This window comes from Georgenia halophila (assembly GCF_039541595.1).
The window spans coordinates 97565-113421 of sequence record NZ_BAABGN010000006.1 but is presented as its reverse complement, the minus strand read 5'-3'; the positions used below and the strand labels follow the sequence as shown (position 1 = coordinate 113421).

At 70.8% G+C, this 15857-nt stretch carries 17 protein-coding genes; 9 read left to right on the top strand and 8 right to left on the bottom strand.

Translation table 11 applies throughout. The features are described 5' to 3' along the window. Positions 1-88: 88 nt before the first annotated feature. Positions 89-814: a class I SAM-dependent methyltransferase gene (locus tag ABD907_RS07710; protein WP_345215666.1), complete on the top strand. Its 726-nt coding sequence runs from the start codon at positions 89-91 to the stop codon at positions 812-814. A 16-nt stretch (positions 815-830) separates the two neighbouring features. On the opposite strand, the gene ABD907_RS07705 is transcribed toward ABD907_RS07710, so the two are convergent. Further along, entirely contained in the window at positions 831-1430 is a 600-nt protein-coding gene (locus tag ABD907_RS07705; RefSeq protein ID WP_345215665.1) for a TetR/AcrR family transcriptional regulator, read from the bottom strand. Positions 1431-1492: 62 nt separating this feature from the next. Between ABD907_RS07705 and ABD907_RS07700 the strand changes: the two genes are divergently transcribed. Continuing rightward, positions 1493-2434 (top strand): SDR family NAD(P)-dependent oxidoreductase, encoded by a 942-nt coding sequence (locus tag ABD907_RS07700; protein ID WP_345215664.1) that lies wholly within the window; start codon positions 1493-1495, stop codon positions 2432-2434. Here ABD907_RS07700 and ABD907_RS07695 read toward each other — a convergent pair. From ABD907_RS07695 to ABD907_RS07685, 3 genes are all read right to left on the bottom strand, one after another. Continuing rightward, positions 2380-3339 (bottom strand): NAD(P)-dependent alcohol dehydrogenase, encoded by a 960-nt coding sequence (locus ABD907_RS07695; RefSeq protein WP_345215663.1) that lies wholly within the window; start codon positions 3337-3339, stop codon positions 2380-2382. The two genes, ABD907_RS07700 and ABD907_RS07695, sit on opposite strands and share 55 nt — an antisense overlap. A 40-nt stretch (positions 3340-3379) precedes the next feature. After that, positions 3380-3724: a VOC family protein gene (locus ABD907_RS07690; RefSeq protein ID WP_345215662.1), complete on the bottom strand. Its 345-nt coding sequence runs from the start codon at positions 3722-3724 to the stop codon at positions 3380-3382. 87 nt (positions 3725-3811) lie between these two features. Then, positions 3812-4489, bottom strand: a complete 678-nt coding sequence (locus tag ABD907_RS07685) for a M23 family metallopeptidase (protein ID WP_345215661.1) — start codon at positions 4487-4489, stop codon at positions 3812-3814. Positions 4490-4609: 120 nt separating this feature from the next. On the opposite strand from ABD907_RS07685, the gene ABD907_RS07680 reads away from it, so the two are divergent. Then, positions 4610-5065, top strand: a complete 456-nt coding sequence (locus ABD907_RS07680; RefSeq protein WP_345215660.1) for an SRPBCC family protein — start codon at positions 4610-4612, stop codon at positions 5063-5065. A gap of 31 nt (positions 5066-5096) precedes the next feature. On the opposite strand, the gene yidD is transcribed toward ABD907_RS07680, so the two are convergent. Beyond that, a complete protein-coding gene (yidD, locus tag ABD907_RS07675) occupies positions 5097-5384 on the bottom strand; it encodes a membrane protein insertion efficiency factor YidD (RefSeq protein WP_345215659.1) in 288 nt (95 codons plus the stop codon). A gap of 175 nt (positions 5385-5559) precedes the next feature. Here yidD and ABD907_RS07670 point away from each other — a divergent pair, with 175 nt between their 5' ends. Continuing rightward, complete coding sequence (locus tag ABD907_RS07670; protein ID WP_345215658.1) at positions 5560-5874, top strand: hypothetical protein; 315 nt, start codon at positions 5560-5562, stop codon at positions 5872-5874. Between the two features lie 103 nt (positions 5875-5977). On the opposite strand, the gene ABD907_RS07665 is transcribed toward ABD907_RS07670, so the two are convergent. After that, on the bottom strand, positions 5978-6775 hold the full coding sequence (locus ABD907_RS07665; RefSeq protein ID WP_425555720.1) for an LLM class flavin-dependent oxidoreductase: 798 nt from the start codon (positions 6773-6775) through the stop codon (positions 5978-5980). 39 nt (positions 6776-6814) lie between these two features. Further along, positions 6815-8410 (bottom strand): cation:proton antiporter domain-containing protein, encoded by a 1596-nt coding sequence (locus tag ABD907_RS07660; RefSeq protein ID WP_345215656.1) that lies wholly within the window; start codon positions 8408-8410, stop codon positions 6815-6817. 85 nt (positions 8411-8495) lie between these two features. Between ABD907_RS07660 and ABD907_RS07655 the strand changes: the two genes are divergently transcribed. Then, the gene (locus ABD907_RS07655) at positions 8496-9287 is read left to right on the top strand and encodes a carbon-nitrogen hydrolase family protein (RefSeq protein WP_345215655.1); all 792 of its coding nucleotides are present in this window, start codon (positions 8496-8498) and stop codon (positions 9285-9287) included. 192 nt (positions 9288-9479) lie between these two features. Here ABD907_RS07655 and ABD907_RS07650 read toward each other — a convergent pair whose 3' ends face one another. Further along, a complete protein-coding gene (locus tag ABD907_RS07650; RefSeq protein WP_345215654.1) occupies positions 9480-9800 on the bottom strand; it encodes an iron-sulfur cluster biosynthesis family protein in 321 nt (106 codons plus the stop codon). 412 nt (positions 9801-10212) lie between these two features. On the opposite strand from ABD907_RS07650, the gene ABD907_RS07645 reads away from it, so the two are divergent. From ABD907_RS07645 to ABD907_RS07630, 4 genes are all read left to right on the top strand, one after another. Next, the gene (locus tag ABD907_RS07645) at positions 10213-11850 is read left to right on the top strand and encodes a peptide ABC transporter substrate-binding protein (protein ID WP_345215653.1); all 1638 of its coding nucleotides are present in this window, start codon (positions 10213-10215) and stop codon (positions 11848-11850) included. 163 nt (positions 11851-12013) lie between these two features. Then, the gene (locus ABD907_RS07640; protein WP_345215652.1) at positions 12014-12940 is read left to right on the top strand and encodes an ABC transporter permease; all 927 of its coding nucleotides are present in this window, start codon (positions 12014-12016) and stop codon (positions 12938-12940) included. Further along, positions 12933-13910 carry an ABC transporter permease gene (locus tag ABD907_RS07635; RefSeq protein ID WP_345215651.1) on the top strand — a complete coding sequence of 326 codons (978 nt, stop codon included), beginning with the start codon at positions 12933-12935 and terminating at the stop codon, positions 13908-13910. Before ABD907_RS07640 ends, ABD907_RS07635 begins: the two co-directional genes overlap by 8 nt. Beyond that, positions 13907-15676, top strand: coding sequence for a dipeptide ABC transporter ATP-binding protein (locus ABD907_RS07630; RefSeq protein WP_345215650.1), 1770 nt, complete (start codon positions 13907-13909; stop codon positions 15674-15676). The genes ABD907_RS07635 and ABD907_RS07630 overlap by 4 nt, the downstream gene beginning before the upstream one ends. The last annotated feature ends 181 nt before the right edge of the window (positions 15677-15857 follow it).

Below are 15857 nucleotides of genomic sequence, written 5' to 3'. Positions count from 1 at the left end.
CGGTCGATGCCGCCCCCCGGATGCGTTTCGAGCTCGGCTGACAGACGGCACGTGGTCGTCTGCGTCGTGCCCTCCTAGGCTCGCCGCCATGACGGAGCGGAACCGAGGCGGTCGAGCACCTCGCGGCCGGGGATGGCAGATCGACGAGCTGGCGTCCATCGGCCGGGAGAATCTCGACCCCGAGCACGTCGCGCGTTACGACGACAAGGAGGACGCCGGGGCCTTCCAGGAGATCGCGCTGCTGAGGTCGCTGGGTCATGGCGGCGATTCTGTGGTGGTGGACATCGGAGCCGGGACGGGGCAGTTCGCCCTGGCTGCCGCCGAGGTCTTCGGCCGCGTCGTCGCCGTCGACCCTTCGCCGGTGATGCTGGCCCGCCTCCGTGACTCGGTCCGTCGCCGGGGCTCCGCGCTCGAGGTTGTCGAGGCGGGGTTCCTCACCTACGACCATGGCGGTCAGGCTCCGGACGTCGCCTACAGCCGGTTGGCACTTCATCATCTGCCTGACTTCTGGAAGTCGGTCGCACTACGTCGGGTTCGGGAGCTGCTGCACCCGGGCGCGCTGTTCCGGCTGTCCGACGTGGTGTTCTCGTTCGACGTCGGTGAGGCCGAGGAGCGCGTCGAGGCCTGGTGCGAGGGCGTCGGAGCGGACGACAGCGAGTGGACCCGCCAGGATGCCGAGGAGCATGTGCGCGACGAGCACTCGACGTACTCCTGGTTGCTGGAGCCGATGATCGAGCGGGCGGGCTTTCAGATTCGAGACGCGTCGTACAGCGGCGATGGCTTCACGGCGGACTATCTGCTGGCCGCAATGTAAGCGGTGGCTTCCGACGTCAGCCGGCCGTCGTCGAGGCTGCGATCCCGGCCACCACCACGTCGATCACCCGGGCGAGGTCGACGTCGTCGAGCGGCTCGTCGGTCACGAAGATCGTGAAGAACAGCGCGCCCCCGAGCAGGCGGTGGGTCGTGCGGACGTCGGGTGGGCGGAGAAGCTCGCCGCGCGCCACGGCCCGGTCGAGGATAGTCTCGACCTCGCCGCGCTCGTGGGCGACGAACACCTCGCGCAGCCGCTGCGACACCTCGGGTGACCGGCCGATCTCCGCGATGATTTGTGGTGCGACCTCACGTGCCGTGGGCGCGGACATGTCGGCACGAATGCGGCGCCCGAGCGCGAGAAGGTCGCCGCGCAGCGATCCCGTGTCGGCCGGCGGCTCGGTGTCGGTGCTGTGCACGGCCGCGGCGAACATCATCTCGGCCTTGGAGCGGAACCTGCGGTAGATCGCGGCCTTGGAGGTGCCCGCCCGGGCAGCCGTCGCGTCCATCGTCACCCGTGCGTACCCGACCTCGCCGAGCAGCTCCCGCGCGGCGGAGAGCAGCGAGGCGTCGATCTCCGTGTCGCGCGGACGTCCGAGGCGTTGACGCGTCGTCACCATCGTGCCAGCATACAAAACCACAGTATCGAGACTATGGTCTCGTAAAAGCGGGTGGCCACGACATGCGAACCATCGTGATGACCGGAGGGACCTCGGGCCTCGGCGCCGTCGCCGCCGAGCGCATCGAGGCGAGACCGGGGACCCGTCTGCTGCTGGGCGTGCGCGGGCCAGCGCCGGACGGGCACGAGTCCCTGCCGCTGGACCTGACCAGCCTGGCCGCCGTCCGTGGCTTCGCGGCCGCCGTCGTCGAGCGACTCCGCGGCGACCGGATCGACGCACTGGTCCTCAACGCGGGGATGCTCCGCCGCGACGTCGACGGCCGCACGCCCGACGGGTTCGAGACCACCTTCGCCGTCAACCACCTCGCGCACCACCTGCTCCTACCGCTGCTGCTCGGGCATCTGGCACCTGGCGCCGTCGTCGTGCTGACCACGAGCGGGACGCACGACCCCGCCGAGAAGGCCGGGCTGCCGGCGCCGCGGCACGCGGACGCCCGCCTGCTCGCGCACCCCGAGAATGAAACCCGGCGCGAGAAGCCCTCCGTCGCCGGCCGCCGCGCCTACACGGCTTCGAAGCTCTGCGCGGTGCTGACCGCTCGGGCACTGGAGCACCTGCCGGGGGCGCGCGTCCGGAGGATCAGGGGCGTCGCCTACTGCCCCGGCCAGACTCCGGGGACGGGGCTCACCCGGTCGATGCGCCTTCCGTTGCGGCTGGCGTGGCGCCTGCTCGGCGGGCGGCTCCGGGGCCTGGTGCCGGACCTGAACAGTCGCGAGGGCGCGGGGCAGGCCTTGGCCGATCTTGCGCTCGCGGTGGTCCGGCCGCCGGACGGCGAGTGCTACGCCGCGCTGCGGCGCGGCCGCCTCACCTGGAAGCAGCCGTCCGAGCTGGCTCGGCGCGACGGCGTCATGCACGCCCTCTGGCACGACAGCGCCGAGCTCGCAGGAGCCGCCTACGGCGACGCCTCGACGACGACCTTGCCGAGGGCATTTCCCTCGCCGACGTAGGCCAGTGCCTCTGGCACCTCGTCGAGGGTGAAGGTGCGGTCGATGCGGATGCTGACCTCGCCGGCGACGCACTTGTCGGCCAAGGGCTGGAAGTGATCTGGGCCCTCCTGCACGGCGAGCATCCCGAGCCGACGGCCGGTGAGGGCTCCGGCGGCAGCGCCGATCGTGAGGACACGCAGCAGCGCGCGCACCGAACCGCCCACGCACCGGTACCGGCCGCCCGGGGCGAGCGCCCGGCGATAGTCGAACACCGAACGGTGGGCCACCAGGTCCAGGACGAGGTCGTACCGGGCGCGGCCACGGGTGAAGTCCTCGCGGCGGTAGTCGATCACCTCGTCGGCACCCATGGAGCGCAAGTGGTCGAGCTTGGCGCCGTTGTCGACACCGGTGACATGGGCACCGAGCCGCTTCGCCAGCTGGATCGCGAACATCCCGGAACCGCCGCCTGCCCCGTTGATCAGCACCCGTCGTCCCTCAGCAGCGCCCTGTGTGCCCTGCAGCGCGATCGCACCCGCCTGCGGGATCGTCGACGCCTCGGCGAACGTCAGGCCGGCGGGTTTGTGTGCGAGCGCCGCCTCGGGCGCGACGGCGTACTCGGCGAAACCGCCCTTGAGCCCCAGGTTGTCGCCGTACACCTCGTCACCCGGCTGGACACGCGTGACGCCGGGGCCGACCGCGGCGACCCGGCCGGCGATGTCCGAGCCGAGCGTCGGCCGCCGTGGCGTGCGCAGGCCCCACACGCGGGCGTAGAGCGGGGACCCGCGCAGCGTCTCCCAGTCGCTGAGGTTGATCGAGGTCGCCTCGACCTCGACGAGCACCTGGCCGGCTGCGGGCGCTGGCCTCGGGACATGCGCGACCCGGAGGACCTCAGGAGGTCCGTAGCGGTCGTAGAGAACGGCCTTCACGAGATGAGCACCCCGATCGTCGAGACGCGCCGGATCGATGTCAGGTGTGAGTGCCCACGTTGACCACCCGGCCGGAGGCGTCCCGGTAGAAGAACCGGGTCACGCCCCATTCCTCGGTGGTCAGCGGGTGCACGATCTCGACGCCGGCGGAGGCCGCCGCCGCGTACGCCTCGGCGATGTCGTCGACGAAGACGGAGACGTCCGGGTTGACCGGGGCCGTCGCATCAGCGGTGATCAGGCCCAGCTGGTGACCGGCGCCGTCGCTCATGAACGCCACCCAGCCGTTGTCCATCACCACCTGCAGGCCGAGCACGCGGGTGTGCTCGCGGATCGCCTCGGCGAGGTCGGTGACGGTCAGGACGGGAACGATGCGCTCGACATTCATCGGCTCATTCGAGCAGTCGGCGGCTGCCCGGTCCAGGCCCCGCACCGGGCACGCCGCGCCGGTCGCGTCTCCGGCGACGTCAGGGACTCACTCCAACGGTTCGACGACGGCTCGCTCGCCCGGAATCCCGCGCTCGACGGCGCGAGTGCTCGCCGACCGGCGTACCCGTTCCCGGTACCGCTCGAACGTGATCGGCACGCCCCGAGCCACGGAGAAGTCTGCCGTGTCGTTGACCTGCACGTGCACGTGCGGCTGGGTGGAGTTGCCGGAGTTGCCGCAGTCGGCGATCTGCTGCCCGGCCGCCACCTCGTCGCCCACGCGGACGAGCAGGGAGCTGTTGCGCAGGTGGGCGACGCTGACGAATGTTCCGCTCGCCCGGTCCCTGACCGTCACGTAGTTGCCCGCGACGGCCGCGACCCCCTGCCGCAACCGTGACGCCTGTCCGAGGGCGTACGGCACCAGCGTCGGCTGCGAGCGGCGTGCCTCGTGGTCGACCTCGCCGTCGTGGCTGGCGACGACGACACCGCTGACGGGCGCCAGGATCGGCCGGCCGAAGGCGACGAAACGTTCTGGCGGCTCGGTCGCGAGGACCGTCCGCCAGTCACGCACCGTCGCGGTGCGGTGCCGGTCGTCGACGCCGGTGAAGTCGATCGCGTACCGCAGGCCCATGAGGTCGGTGCCGTGGCTCGGCACCCGGCGGGCCGGGCTGTTCTCCACACGCCAGCGGCCCGTGAACGGCAGGCGCAGGGCGACGTCGGGCCTCACGCGTACGTCCCTGGACCCTCCACGCCGCAGACGCTACCCGGTGCCGCCTCGGCAGCGTCGCGCTTCTCGCTGCGGCCCGCCGACGGTCCTGCTGAATGCCCTCTCTGCTTGGATGACCCTATGGACAGCAACGACGACGTCACCCGGGTCGTACGGGCGAGCCGCGAGATCGCCGCCCCGGCCGACCAGCTCTTCGAGCTCATCGCAGACCCGTCCCAGCAGCCGCGGTGGGACGGCAACGACAACCTCGGCGAGGCCGCCCCCGGTCAGCGAGTCCGCGCCGTCGGCGACGTGTTCTCGATGACGCTCACCGGCGGCCCGGTCCGGGAGAACCACGTGGTGGAGTACGTCGAGGGCCGGCGCATCGCCTGGCGGCCCGCGGAACCGGGCAAGGAGCCACCGGGCCACCTCTGGCGCTGGGAGCTCGAACCGCTCGAGGACGGGCGGACCCGCGTCACCCACACCTACGACTGGTCGCAGCTGACCGAGGAGAAGCGTCTGGTGCGGGCACGCAGCACGACGCCCGAGATGCTGCGGGCCTCGCTGGAACGGCTCGCCGGACTGGCACAGCGCTGAACGGCCGCGATGTCACGGGCGCTGTTGACGTTCAGCGACCACGGAACCGGAACGGGATCGGGATGCCGCCGCAGCAACAGACGCCGCGGACGTCCTGCTGAGCGAGCAGCATCGCGGCGCGATAGCAGGCGACGAACCTGACGATCGTCGGGGACAAGGCTCCGAGCACGCCCCGGGTCGCCACGAGCCTGCGAACCGCTGCCGAGCAGGACTGTCCCCCGTGCGCGACGAGGTGAGCGCACGTCCAACCCTTGCCGGGGGAGAGGTGTCGCTGGTACAGGCCAATGGCCGTGTCCGTCGCGCGCGCGGCTGCTCCCATGTCCCCATGTTCCGCGACGGCGATCCGGCTCGCCACACGGGACGACTCCCGCCCGGAACATCCGCGCGACCGCGCAGCCGGCCGACGGCGCGACCGGCCGGCGTCGCGGCGGTCGGTATCGGGCCGATCGGCCGGCGCCCTGTACGAGCCGCACCCGGGCAGGTAGGAAGGAACGATGAACCGCGACGACGTGACCGCCTTCTGCTCCGGGCTGCTGTGCGCGAACAGCCTTCCCCACCTCGCCACGGCGGCAGCCGGGCACCAGCACCTCACCCCGCTGGGCGGGAAGACCTCGAACCGGTGGGTCAATCTCGGCTGGGGCGCCCTAAACCTCGCCGGAGGGCTCGCGCTCGCCGCCCGGCCGCAGGGCGGCGGCAGGCGCTGGAGCGGGCGCATCGTGGCGTTCGACGCCGGCGCCGCCACCTTCGCGCTGTGGATGGCGGTCAGCGAGGTGGTCATGAAGGTCAATCACGACGTCGACGGGCGCTGAGGGCAGCGATCACCGCGTGACAGCTGGCGGGGTCATCGCCCGCTCGAGAGTGCGGAGCCGGCGACGAGGTCCACCACCACCCGGCTCAGCGCAGGCCGGCGAGTCAGCGCAGGTCGGCGAGTGCCTCGATGAGCGGACGCGGGTCCGGTGCGTCGTCGTCGGCGGAGAACAGCGCGACGGTGTCCGCGCCGGCGTCACGCAGCGCGCCCACCTCGTCGGCGACACGTGACGACAGGCCGGAGTGATCCTGCTGAACCTCGACGGCCGCGTTGACCACGAGGCGCGACCGACCGTCCCGTCCCGCGGCCGCCCGGGCCTCGTCGAGCCAGGAGCGCACCTCGCGGACCTTGTCCAGGTCCGCGACGTCGAGCACGGCGCCGTCGGCGACCTCGCCCGCCAGGGCCACGGTCCTCGGGCCCCGGGCGCCGAGGATCAGCTCGGGTGGCTGCTGCGGCGGCCAGTCGAGCGTGACGTCGTCGAGGTGGACGTAACGGCCCTGCACGTCGACGGTCCGGCCGGCGAGCAGGTCCCGCACGACGCTCACGTGCTCGCGCAGCAGCGTCATGGGTGAGTCGACACCGGCGCCGACCTGCCGCATCCACGGCAGGACACCGTGTCCCAGGCCCGGCACGAAACGACCCGGGAACAGGCGGCTCAAGGTGGCGATCTCCATCGCCGTCAGTGCCGGGTTGCGCAGCGGGACAGGCAGGATGCCGATCCCGACCCGCAGCCGGTCGGACCAGGAAAGGGCGGCCGTCGCCGTCGTGAGGCCGCCCTCGAAGAAGCAGTCCTCCCACAGCCACAGCTCGGCCACGCCGGCCTGATCGGCGGCCTCGACGGTGCTGCGCAGGTCCTCGGGCGATGACTGGGGGCGGAAGATCACGCCGGTCGTGGGAGTCATGCCGCCATGCTGCCACTCCGTCAACTACCCGGCGACGGTTCACTCCTCCGTCGTCGGGCCACTGGCGGCGGCCTCCGCCGCACCGTCCGCCAGGGCGATCCCCGCGCTGCCGTAGAGATGGAAGACCACGTGCGCGCCGCGCTCGCGGAGCTCGTCGACGTCGTCGTCGTACCGAGCGATCGCGGCGACGTGCCCGCGGAATCCGGACTGGCGCAGCTCCTGCAGCGCGGCGAGGTTCGAGCCGTGGAACGGCATCGCCAGGACCGCGATGCTGACCTCCCGCGCCCGGTTCACGCGTTTCCAGAAGTCGACGTCCGTGGCGTCGGCGACCTCGACGTCGTAGCCCGCGGCCCGCAGCTTCGTCGCCCGGCTCGAGTCGTGCTCCACCCCGACCACGGTCAGGCCGTAGGCATCGGTGAGCTGCTCGTAGGTCGCGCGTCCGACGCGGCCCATGCCGAGCACGACGGCCTCCGCCCGGCCGACGTCGATGGGACGGTCGTCCGGGTGGAGGCGTTCCGGCGCGCGTTCGGGCAGGCGCGCGGCCAGCTCGTCGAGCGGCTCGTAGCCGAACCTGTTCGCGATCGCGGAGACCACCAGGCCGAGCGCGACGGCCATCGCGATCGCGGCGAGCCAACGCTCGTCCAGGAGCCCCACCGAGGTGCCGACGGCGCCGACGATGAGGCCGAACTCCGAATAGTTGCCGAGGGCCAGGCCGGCGAGCAACGACGTTCGGTACCGCAGCCCCATCATCCGCAGGAGTGCCGTGAAGGCCAACGCCTCGAGCGGCAGCAGCACGACGAGCAGGAGGGCGAGCACGGCGGCGTCCGGCGTGAGGGCGGCCGCCATGCCGATGGAGACGAAGAAGGCGACCAGCAGCAGGTCCTTGAGACTGAGCAGCGACTTCGCCACCTCCCCGGCGGCCGGGTGGGATGCGAGCAGCATCCCCACGACGAGGGCGCCGAGGTCGCCCTTGAGCCCGACGGCTTCGAAGAGCGCGTACCCGGGCAGCAGTGCCATCGCCAGACCGAAGAGCGCCTGCAGCTCACCGTGCCCGACGAAGTTCCAGACCCGTCGGAAGACCCACGCCGCCGGGACCAGCAGGACGATGGAGAACGCCCAGGCGCTGGGCGGGTCCCCTTCGGCGACGGCGAGGAAGATGACGGCCGCGAGGTCTTGGACCACGAGGATGCCGACGGCGATGCGGCCGTAGAGGGCGAGCGAGTCACTGCGTTCCTCCAGGACCTTGATGGCGAGAACCGTGGAGGAGAAGGAGAGGGCGAACGCGACCAGCGCCAGCGTGCCGAACGACTCACCGGCGAGGAGCCGGAGCCCGACGGCGCCCAGCAGTGCGAGGAAGCCGATACCGAGCGCCACGCTGAACAGCATGTGCACGCCCGCGGTGAGCCAGACCTCGCGCCGCAGCAGGAACCGGACGTCGAGCCTGAGCCCGATGCCGAAGAGCAGCAGCGTGACCCCGAGGTCGGCCAGTGTCTCCAGGCCGGTCGGTTCCTGGAACCCGATGGCGTGGAGGCCGAACCCGGCCGCGAGGAAGCCCACGAGCGGCGGCAGGTGGATCACGCGCGCCAGCAGCCCGGCGACGAAGGTCGTCGCCAGCACGATGAGAAGGTCGGCCATGGCGGGCTCCGGGTCCGGGAGGCGGCCAGGCTATCGCCCGAGCACCGTCTCCCCGGACGAGGGTTCCGGACCGTAGGCTCGGGCCATGCGTATGGCCGTGGCTCAGCTCGACGTCACCACCGACAAGGCCCAGAACCTCGCGACCGCTGCGGACCTGGTCCGGCAGGCGGCCGACCAGGACGCGGTGCTGGTGCTGCTGCCCGAGTACACGATGTCATGGGACCCGCGGCCCACCGCCGAAGGGCTCCGCCGGGAGGCCGAGCCGCTGGACGGGCCGTTCGTCACCGGCCTCGCAGAGGCGGCCCGGGACGGGTCCGTCACGGTCGTGGCGGGCATGACCGAGGACACCGGCACCGGCCGGCCGGCCAACACCGTCGTCGCCCTCGGGCCCGACGGCACGCTGCTGGGCGCCTACCGCAAGGTCCACCTCTACGACGCGTTCGGGGACAAGGAGTCCGACCGGCTCTCCGCCGCCGATCCCGAGGCGCTCGTGCTGCCGATCGGTGACCTGCACGTGGGGGTGATGACCTGCTACGACCTCCGCTTCCCGGAGATGGCCCGGTTCCTGGTCGACGCCGGAGCCGACGTCCTGCTCGTGCCCGCCACCTGGATGGCCGGGCCGGGCAAGGGCTCGCACTGGGAGGTGCTGGTCCGCGCCCGGGCCGTGGAGAACACCGCGTACGTCCTCGCCGCCGGTCAGTGCGGGCGTTACCGCACCGGGCGGTCCCTCGCCGTGGACCCGGCGGGTGTGGTGACCGCGGACCTCGGTGACGAGCCGGACGTCGCCGTCGTCGACGTGGATCCGGGAACGCTTGCCGCCGTGCGGGAGCGGAACCCGTCGCTGGCGAACCGGCGCTTCGCCGTCGTCCCGCGCTGACCGGCCGGGACGGGTCGCCGGGTCGGGCTGAGCTCGCCAGGTCGCCCTGAGCTCGCCAGGTCGCCCTGAACGCGAACAAGCCCCAGCCGATCGTCCGGATCTCCGGACGATCGGGCCAGGGCTTGTTCGGCAGGGGATCGAGCCGCTGCCGACAAGTTGTGGGGGAAGGAGGCTGGCGGCGAGACCGGCGGGTCAGGCCTGCGGCGTCTCCTCCGCGCTCTCCTCGGTGCCCTCCTCCTCCTGGGGCTTGAGGCTGAATCCGATGCCGTCGGACGTCTGGCCGGCGTCGAGCGTGTGCTGGGAAAGGATCGGGGAGGTCTCGGGGGAGACGAAGACCTTCGCGTCCTCGGTCTCGATGACCTCGTCGTTGTCCTCGGGCTCGGTCACCAGGCTCATCTCGAGCTGGCTCTGGTCGTCGGTGAGGGCGATGCGGACGCCCCCGCTGTCGGGCAGTCCGGCCTCGCTGGTGAGGCCCTTCACGGCTGCCTGGGCGTTGTCGGTGAGGCTGAGCACGATGGGCTCCTGTCGTCGGTGCGGTGCTTGCCGGCTGTCGCGCCGGGTGACGCCTACGCCCACCATCGGCAGTACGCACGCGCCTCGGACAAGACCACGGTTGTAGGTCCGTCCCGCCGGTGCAACCCCGACCCGGCGAGCCGGTGATCGCGATCGGGGGCCCGACGCCGTGGTTCGGCTGACGCGATCCGCATGCTCGTGCGGATCGCTCGATATCGGGCGGAAGGCGTCCGCGCGTGCTTCCTGTGGCGCGAGTCTCACTATGCGGTCACGATGTTGTAACGATCGGCCTCCGTGCTCATTCGGGACTGACCTCGCACGTATCGTTCCGTGAAATCCCGCTCACGGGAGCGCGGTCCCGCGTCCAGGTGCCGCGGCTGACGAGCACTCTGCTCACTCATCAGGAGGAACATTGAAGACCAGGCGAATGGCGGGCGTTGCTGCGTCCGTCCTGGCCGGATCCCTCGTCCTCGCCGCCTGTGGCGGCGGCTCGGGCGACGGCGGCGACGGCGGGAACCAGGAGGGCGGCGGCGCCTCGAGCAGCGCCGTCATCCGCGCGAACGGCACCGAGCCCCAGAACCCGCTCATCCCCACGAGCACGAACGAGACCGGCGGTGGCAAGGTCATCGACCAGCTCTTCGCGGGCCTCGTGTACTACGACGCCGAGGGCGCCGTGCACAACGAGGTGGCCGAGTCCATCGAGACCGAGGACAACCAGAACTACACGATCACGCTCGAGGAGGGCTGGACCTTCTCCAACGGCGAGCCGGTCACCGCCAACAGCTTCGTGGACGCGTGGAACTACGGCGCCCTGCTGTCCAACGCCCAGAACAGCAGCTACTTCTTCGAGAGCATCAAGGGCTTCTCCTACGATGAGGACAGCGAGCTCACCGGTCTCAAGGTCGTCGACGACCACACCTTCACGGTGGAGCTGAAGCAGCCGGAGTCCGACTTCCCGCTGCGCCTCGGCTACAGCGCGTTCGCGCCGCTGCCCGAGGTGGCCTTCGAGGACATGGAAGCCTTCGGTCAGAACCCGGTCGGCAACGGCCCGTACATGATGGACGGCGAGGGCGCGTGGGCGCACGGTCAGAGCATCAGCCTCGTGCCGAACCCCGAGTACTCCGGTGACCGCGTGCCCCAGAACGGTGGCATCGAGTTCGTCATCTACAACAACGAGGACACGGCCTACAACGACCTCCTGTCGGACAACCTCGACATCATCGACAACATCCCGGCGTCCGCGTTCGAGGTGTTCGAGGAGGAGCTGGGTGACCGGGCGACCAACCAGCCGGCCGCCGTCATCCAGGTCCTGAACGTCCCGGAGTACCTCCCGCAGTTCCAGGGCGAGGCCGGGAACCTGCGGCGTCAGGCCATCTCGAAGGCCATCAACCGTGAGCAGATCACGGAGTCCATCTTCAGCGGCAGCCGGACCCCGGCCGTCGACTTCACCTCCCCGGTCATCGACGGGTGGACCGAGGACGTGCCCGGCAACGACGTCCTGGTGTACGACGAGCAGGCGGCCGCGGACCTGTGGGCCCAGGCCGAGGAGATGGAGCCGTGGGGCGACCAGCCGCTGTACATCGCCACGAACACGGACAGCGACCACCAGGCGTGGGTCGAGGCGGCCTGCAACTCCATCCGCAACGCGCTCGGGGTCGAGTGCCAGATGGACGGGTACCCGACCTTCCAGGAGTTCCTGGACGACCGTGACGCCGGCGAGATCCGTGGTGTGTTCCGCGGTGGCTGGCAGGCCGACTACCCGGCGCTGAGCAACTTCCTCGCACCGATCTACTACACGAACGCCGGCTCGAACGACATGCAGTACTCGAGCGAGGAGTTCGACGGCCTGATCAACCAGGCCAACGGTGCCGAGACGCAGGAAGAGGCCAACGAGCTGCTCATCGAGGCTCAGGGTGTCCTCATGGAGGACCTCCCGGGCATCCCGCTGTGGTACCAGAACGTGACCGGCGGTCACTCGACGCTCGTCGACAACGTCGAGTTCAGCTGGCGCAGCGTGCCGCTGTACTACCAGGTGACCAAGTCCGAGTGACCTGGTTCGCAGCTCACCGTCGCTGACGCAGAGGGGCGGGATCTTCGGGTCCCGCCCCTCGTGCGTGCCCCTGTGAGGGGCCGATCGCCCTCGACCCGCTCGACGGCGTATCGTGCACGCGATCGCGTCCTCGGCAACGGCCGGGAGAAGGAGACCCACGCGCATGCTCCGGTACATCGGGCGCAGAGTGCTGCAGCTGATCCCCGTATTCATCGGGGCGACGCTCCTCATCTACTTCATGGTGTTCGCCATGCCGGGCGACCCCATCGCCGCCCTCGGGGGCGAGCGAGGCCTGCCTCCGGCCGTCGCTGAGCAGCTCCGGGAGCAGTACAACCTCGACGAGCCCTTCCTCGTGCAGTACCTGATCTACCTCAAGGGCGTCGTCACCCTCGACTTCGGGACGACCTTCTCCGGGCGAGAGGTGATCGACGTCGTCGCGCAGGCCATGCCGATCACCTTCCGGCTCGGCGTCATGGCACTCGTCTTCGAGGCCGTGCTCGGCATCGGTTTCGGCCTCCTCGCGGGCCTGCGCCGCGGTGGCGTCTTCGACGCCACCGTCCTGGTGATCAGCCTGTTCGTCATCGCCGTCCCGACCTTCGTCATCGGCTTCACGCTGCAGTTCTTCGTCGGCGTCCAGCTCGAGTGGCTGCCCGTGACGGCCGGGAGCGATCCGGACTTCGTCAGTCTGCTGATGCCCGCCGTCGTGCTCGGCGCCGTCTCCTTCGCCTACGTGCTGAGGCTGACCCGCACGTCGGTGTCCGAGAACCGGGGCGCCGACTACGTGCGCACCGCGACGGCGAAGGGCCTGAGCCGCACCCGAGTGATCAACGTGCACGTGCTGCGCAACTCGCTCATCCCCGTGGTGACCTTCCTCGGTGCCGACCTGGGCCAGCTCATGGCCGGCGCGATCATCACCGAGGGCATCTTCAACATCAACGGCGTCGGCGGAACGCTCTACCGCGCGATCCAGGGCGGGGAGTCCGCGACCGTCGTGTCCCTGACCACCGTCCTGGTGATCGTTTACATCATCGCGAACCTTGTCGTGGACCTGCTCTACGCCGCCCTGGACCCGAGGATCCGATATGCCTGACAGCACTCCGCCCGGCCCCGGGCGCGGGCCCGTCGCGGCCCGGCGCCACCAGGAGCACTTCTTCGCCCAGACGGACGAGAGCGGCCTCGGTGCCGTCGACGCCGTCGACGACTCCGGCGCCCCGTCCTCGATGTGGTCGGAGGCGTGGCGGAAGCTGCGCCGTCGTCCGTTGTTCTGGGTCTCCGCCGCGATCATCACGCTCGTGTGCGCCATGGCGGTCTTCCCGCAGCTGTTCACGTCCGTCGACCCCCGCAACTGCGACCTGGCCAACTCGTACGGAGAGCCGTCGGCCGGACACCCCTTCGGGTTCGACCGCCAGGGCTGCGACATCTACGCCCGGACGATCTACGGCGCCCGGGCGTCGGTGACGGTGGGCGTGCTGGCCACCGCGGCGGTGGTGGTCTTCGGGACGGTGATCGGCGCGGTCGCCGGCTACTTCGGCGGCTGGTTCGACACCATCCTGTCGCGCATCACCGACATCTTCTTCGCCATCCCGATCGTGCTCGCTGCCATCGTCATCATGCAGGTCTTCACCGACGGCAGCGCGCTGATGGTTGCGGCCGTCCTGGCCTCCTTCGGCTGGACGAACATCGCCCGCATCACGCGCGGCTCGGTGATGACCGTGAAGAACAACGACTACGTCACGGCGGCGCAGTCGCTGGGTGTGGGCCGTCTCGGGATCCTGGCTCGGCACGTCATGCCGAACGCGGCGGCGCCGATCATCGTCTACGCGACCGTGGCGCTGGGCATCTTCATCGTGGCGGAGGCCACCCTGTCCTTCCTCGGCCTCGGGCTCCCCACGACCGTCGTGTCCTGGGGCGGCGACATCTCCGACGCGCAGAACTCCATCCGCACGAATGCCGAGATCCTGTTCTACCCGGCCGCCGGTCTCGCCCTGACCGTGCTCGGTTTCATCATGATGGGAGACGCCGTGCGCGACGCCCTCGACCCGAAGCAGCGTGACCGATGACCACCACCTCCACCGAGCCGCGATTCGCCGGCGACGTCGACACGAACGCCCCGCTCCTCGAGATCCGCGATCTCGAGGTCGCCTTCCAGTCCTCGACGGGCATGGTGCCCGCCGTGCGCGGTGCCCACCTCACCGTCTACCCCGGCCAGTCCGTGGCCATCGTGGGGGAGTCGGGCTCGGGCAAGTCGACGACGGCGCACGCCGTGATCGACCTGCTCCCGGGCACCGGGAAGGTCGTCGGCGGCTCCGTCAAGTACCTGGGCCGGGAGCTCGTCGGCGCTTCCCGCGCCGAGATGGAGGAGCTGCGCGGCAAGGAGATCGGCCTGGTCCCGCAGGACCCGATGTCGAACCTCAACCCGGTGTGGAAGATCGGCTTCCAGGTTCGCGAGGCGCTGGCGGCCAACGGCATCGCCAAGGGCCGCGCCGCAGACGCCCAGGTCGCCGAGGTGCTGGAGACGGCGGGTCTGCCCGACGCCGCAGAGCGCGCCAAGCAGTACCCGCACGAGTTCTCCGGCGGCATGCGCCAGCGGGCGCTGATCGGCATCGGGCTGGCGGGACAGCCGCGGCTGCTCATCGCTGACGAGCCGACGTCGGCGCTGGACGTCACCGTCCAGCGGCACATCCTCGACCACCTGGAGCGGCTCACCCAGGAACGCAACGTCGCCGTGCTGTTCATCACGCACGACCTGGGCCTCGCGGCCGAGCGCGCCGAGCATCTGGTCGTCATGCACCGCGGACGCGTCGTCGAGTCCGGTCCGGCGCGCCAGATCCTCAACGACCCGCGCCACCCGTACACCCAGCGGCTGGTCGCCTCCGCGCCGTCCCTGGCCTCGCGGCGGATCCAGAGCGCCAAGGAGCGGGGCGTGGACGCCGCCGAGCTGCTCGGGCACGAGGGGCCGGACCTCGCGGCGGCGAAGGACATCGTCGAGGTCAGGAACCTCACGAAGGTCTTCCACCTCCGCGGCGCGCTCCCGGGCACCGGCCACGACTTCAAGGCCGTCGACGACGTCTCCTTCAGCGTTCCGCGCGGGTCCACCACGGCGCTGGTGGGGGAGTCCGGCTCCGGCAAGTCCACGGTCGCGAACATCCTGCTCAACCTGCTGCCGCCGACGTCCGGGTCGGTGATCTTCGAGGGCAGGGAGGTCGGCAAGCTCGACAAGGGGCAGCTCTTCGACTTCCGCGGCCGGGTCCAGCCGATCTTCCAGAACCCGTACGGCTCCCTGGACCCGATGTACTCGATCTTCCGCACGATCGAGGAGCCGCTGCGGGTGCACCGGGTCGGCACGAAGCAGGAACGGACGAAGCGGGTCGCGGAGCTGCTCGAGATGGTCTCCCTGCCCCGCTCGACCATGCGTCGTTACCCCAACGAGCTCTCGGGCGGGCAGCGCCAGCGCGTCGCCATCGCCCGGGCGCTCGCCCTCGAGCCGGCGCTGGTGGTGTGCGACGAGGCGGTGTCGGCTCTCGACGTGCTCGTCCAGGACCAGGTGCTCACGCTGCTGAACGACCTGCAGAAGGAGCTCGGCCTCACGTACCTGTTCATCACCCACGACCTGGCGGTCGTCCGGCAGATCGCCGACGAGGTGGCCGTGATGGAGAAGGGGCGGATCGTCGAGCACGCCACGACCGACGAGGTCTTCGACAACCCGCGCCAGCCCTACACGCGCGAGCTCCTCGCCGCGATCCCGGGCGCGCGGCTGCAGCTCGACCCCGAGGTCCCGGAGGTCGACGAGGGACCCGGAACGGCGTCGGGCACGACGACGGAGTGAACGGAGTGAGGGGGGCGAGGACGCCCTGGCGGCGGCCGGTCAGCGGCACTGAGACGCAGATCCGCCAGGTACAGTGGGCGGACGCCGGAGTGCTGCAGGTCCCGTTCCTGCTTGCCGGCGCAGTCCGTCCGGCGTGGCACGGCGACGCACCGTCCCGACGGTGCGGCGGTGACCGCGGCCC

Excerpts from the sequence above, each read along its gene's own strand:
- ABD907_RS07630 (WP_345215650.1), top strand. The coding sequence starts at position 13,907 with ATGACCACCACCTCCACCGAGCCGCGATTCGCCGGCGACGTCGACACG.
- ABD907_RS07680 (WP_345215660.1), top strand. The coding sequence starts at position 4,610 with ATGGACAGCAACGACGACGTCACCCGGGTCGTACGGGCGAGCCGCGAG.
- ABD907_RS07660 (WP_345215656.1), bottom strand. The coding sequence starts at position 8,410 with ATGGCCGACCTTCTCATCGTGCTGGCGACGACCTTCGTCGCCGGGCTG.
- ABD907_RS07665 (WP_425555720.1), bottom strand. The coding sequence starts at position 6,775 with ATGACTCCCACGACCGGCGTGATCTTCCGCCCCCAGTCATCGCCCGAG.
- ABD907_RS07670 (WP_345215658.1), top strand. The coding sequence starts at position 5,560 with ATGAACCGCGACGACGTGACCGCCTTCTGCTCCGGGCTGCTGTGCGCG.
- yidD (WP_345215659.1), bottom strand. The coding sequence starts at position 5,384 with ATGGGAGCAGCCGCGCGCGCGACGGACACGGCCATTGGCCTGTACCAG.
- ABD907_RS07710 (WP_345215666.1), top strand. The coding sequence starts at position 89 with ATGACGGAGCGGAACCGAGGCGGTCGAGCACCTCGCGGCCGGGGATGG.
- ABD907_RS07640 (WP_345215652.1), top strand. The coding sequence starts at position 12,014 with ATGCTCCGGTACATCGGGCGCAGAGTGCTGCAGCTGATCCCCGTATTC.
- ABD907_RS07705 (WP_345215665.1), bottom strand. The coding sequence starts at position 1,430 with ATGGTGACGACGCGTCAACGCCTCGGACGTCCGCGCGACACGGAGATC.
- ABD907_RS07700 (WP_345215664.1), top strand. The coding sequence starts at position 1,493 with ATGCGAACCATCGTGATGACCGGAGGGACCTCGGGCCTCGGCGCCGTC.
- ABD907_RS07690 (WP_345215662.1), bottom strand. The coding sequence starts at position 3,724 with ATGAATGTCGAGCGCATCGTTCCCGTCCTGACCGTCACCGACCTCGCC.
- ABD907_RS07655 (WP_345215655.1), top strand. The coding sequence starts at position 8,496 with ATGCGTATGGCCGTGGCTCAGCTCGACGTCACCACCGACAAGGCCCAG.
- ABD907_RS07635 (WP_345215651.1), top strand. The coding sequence starts at position 12,933 with ATGCCTGACAGCACTCCGCCCGGCCCCGGGCGCGGGCCCGTCGCGGCC.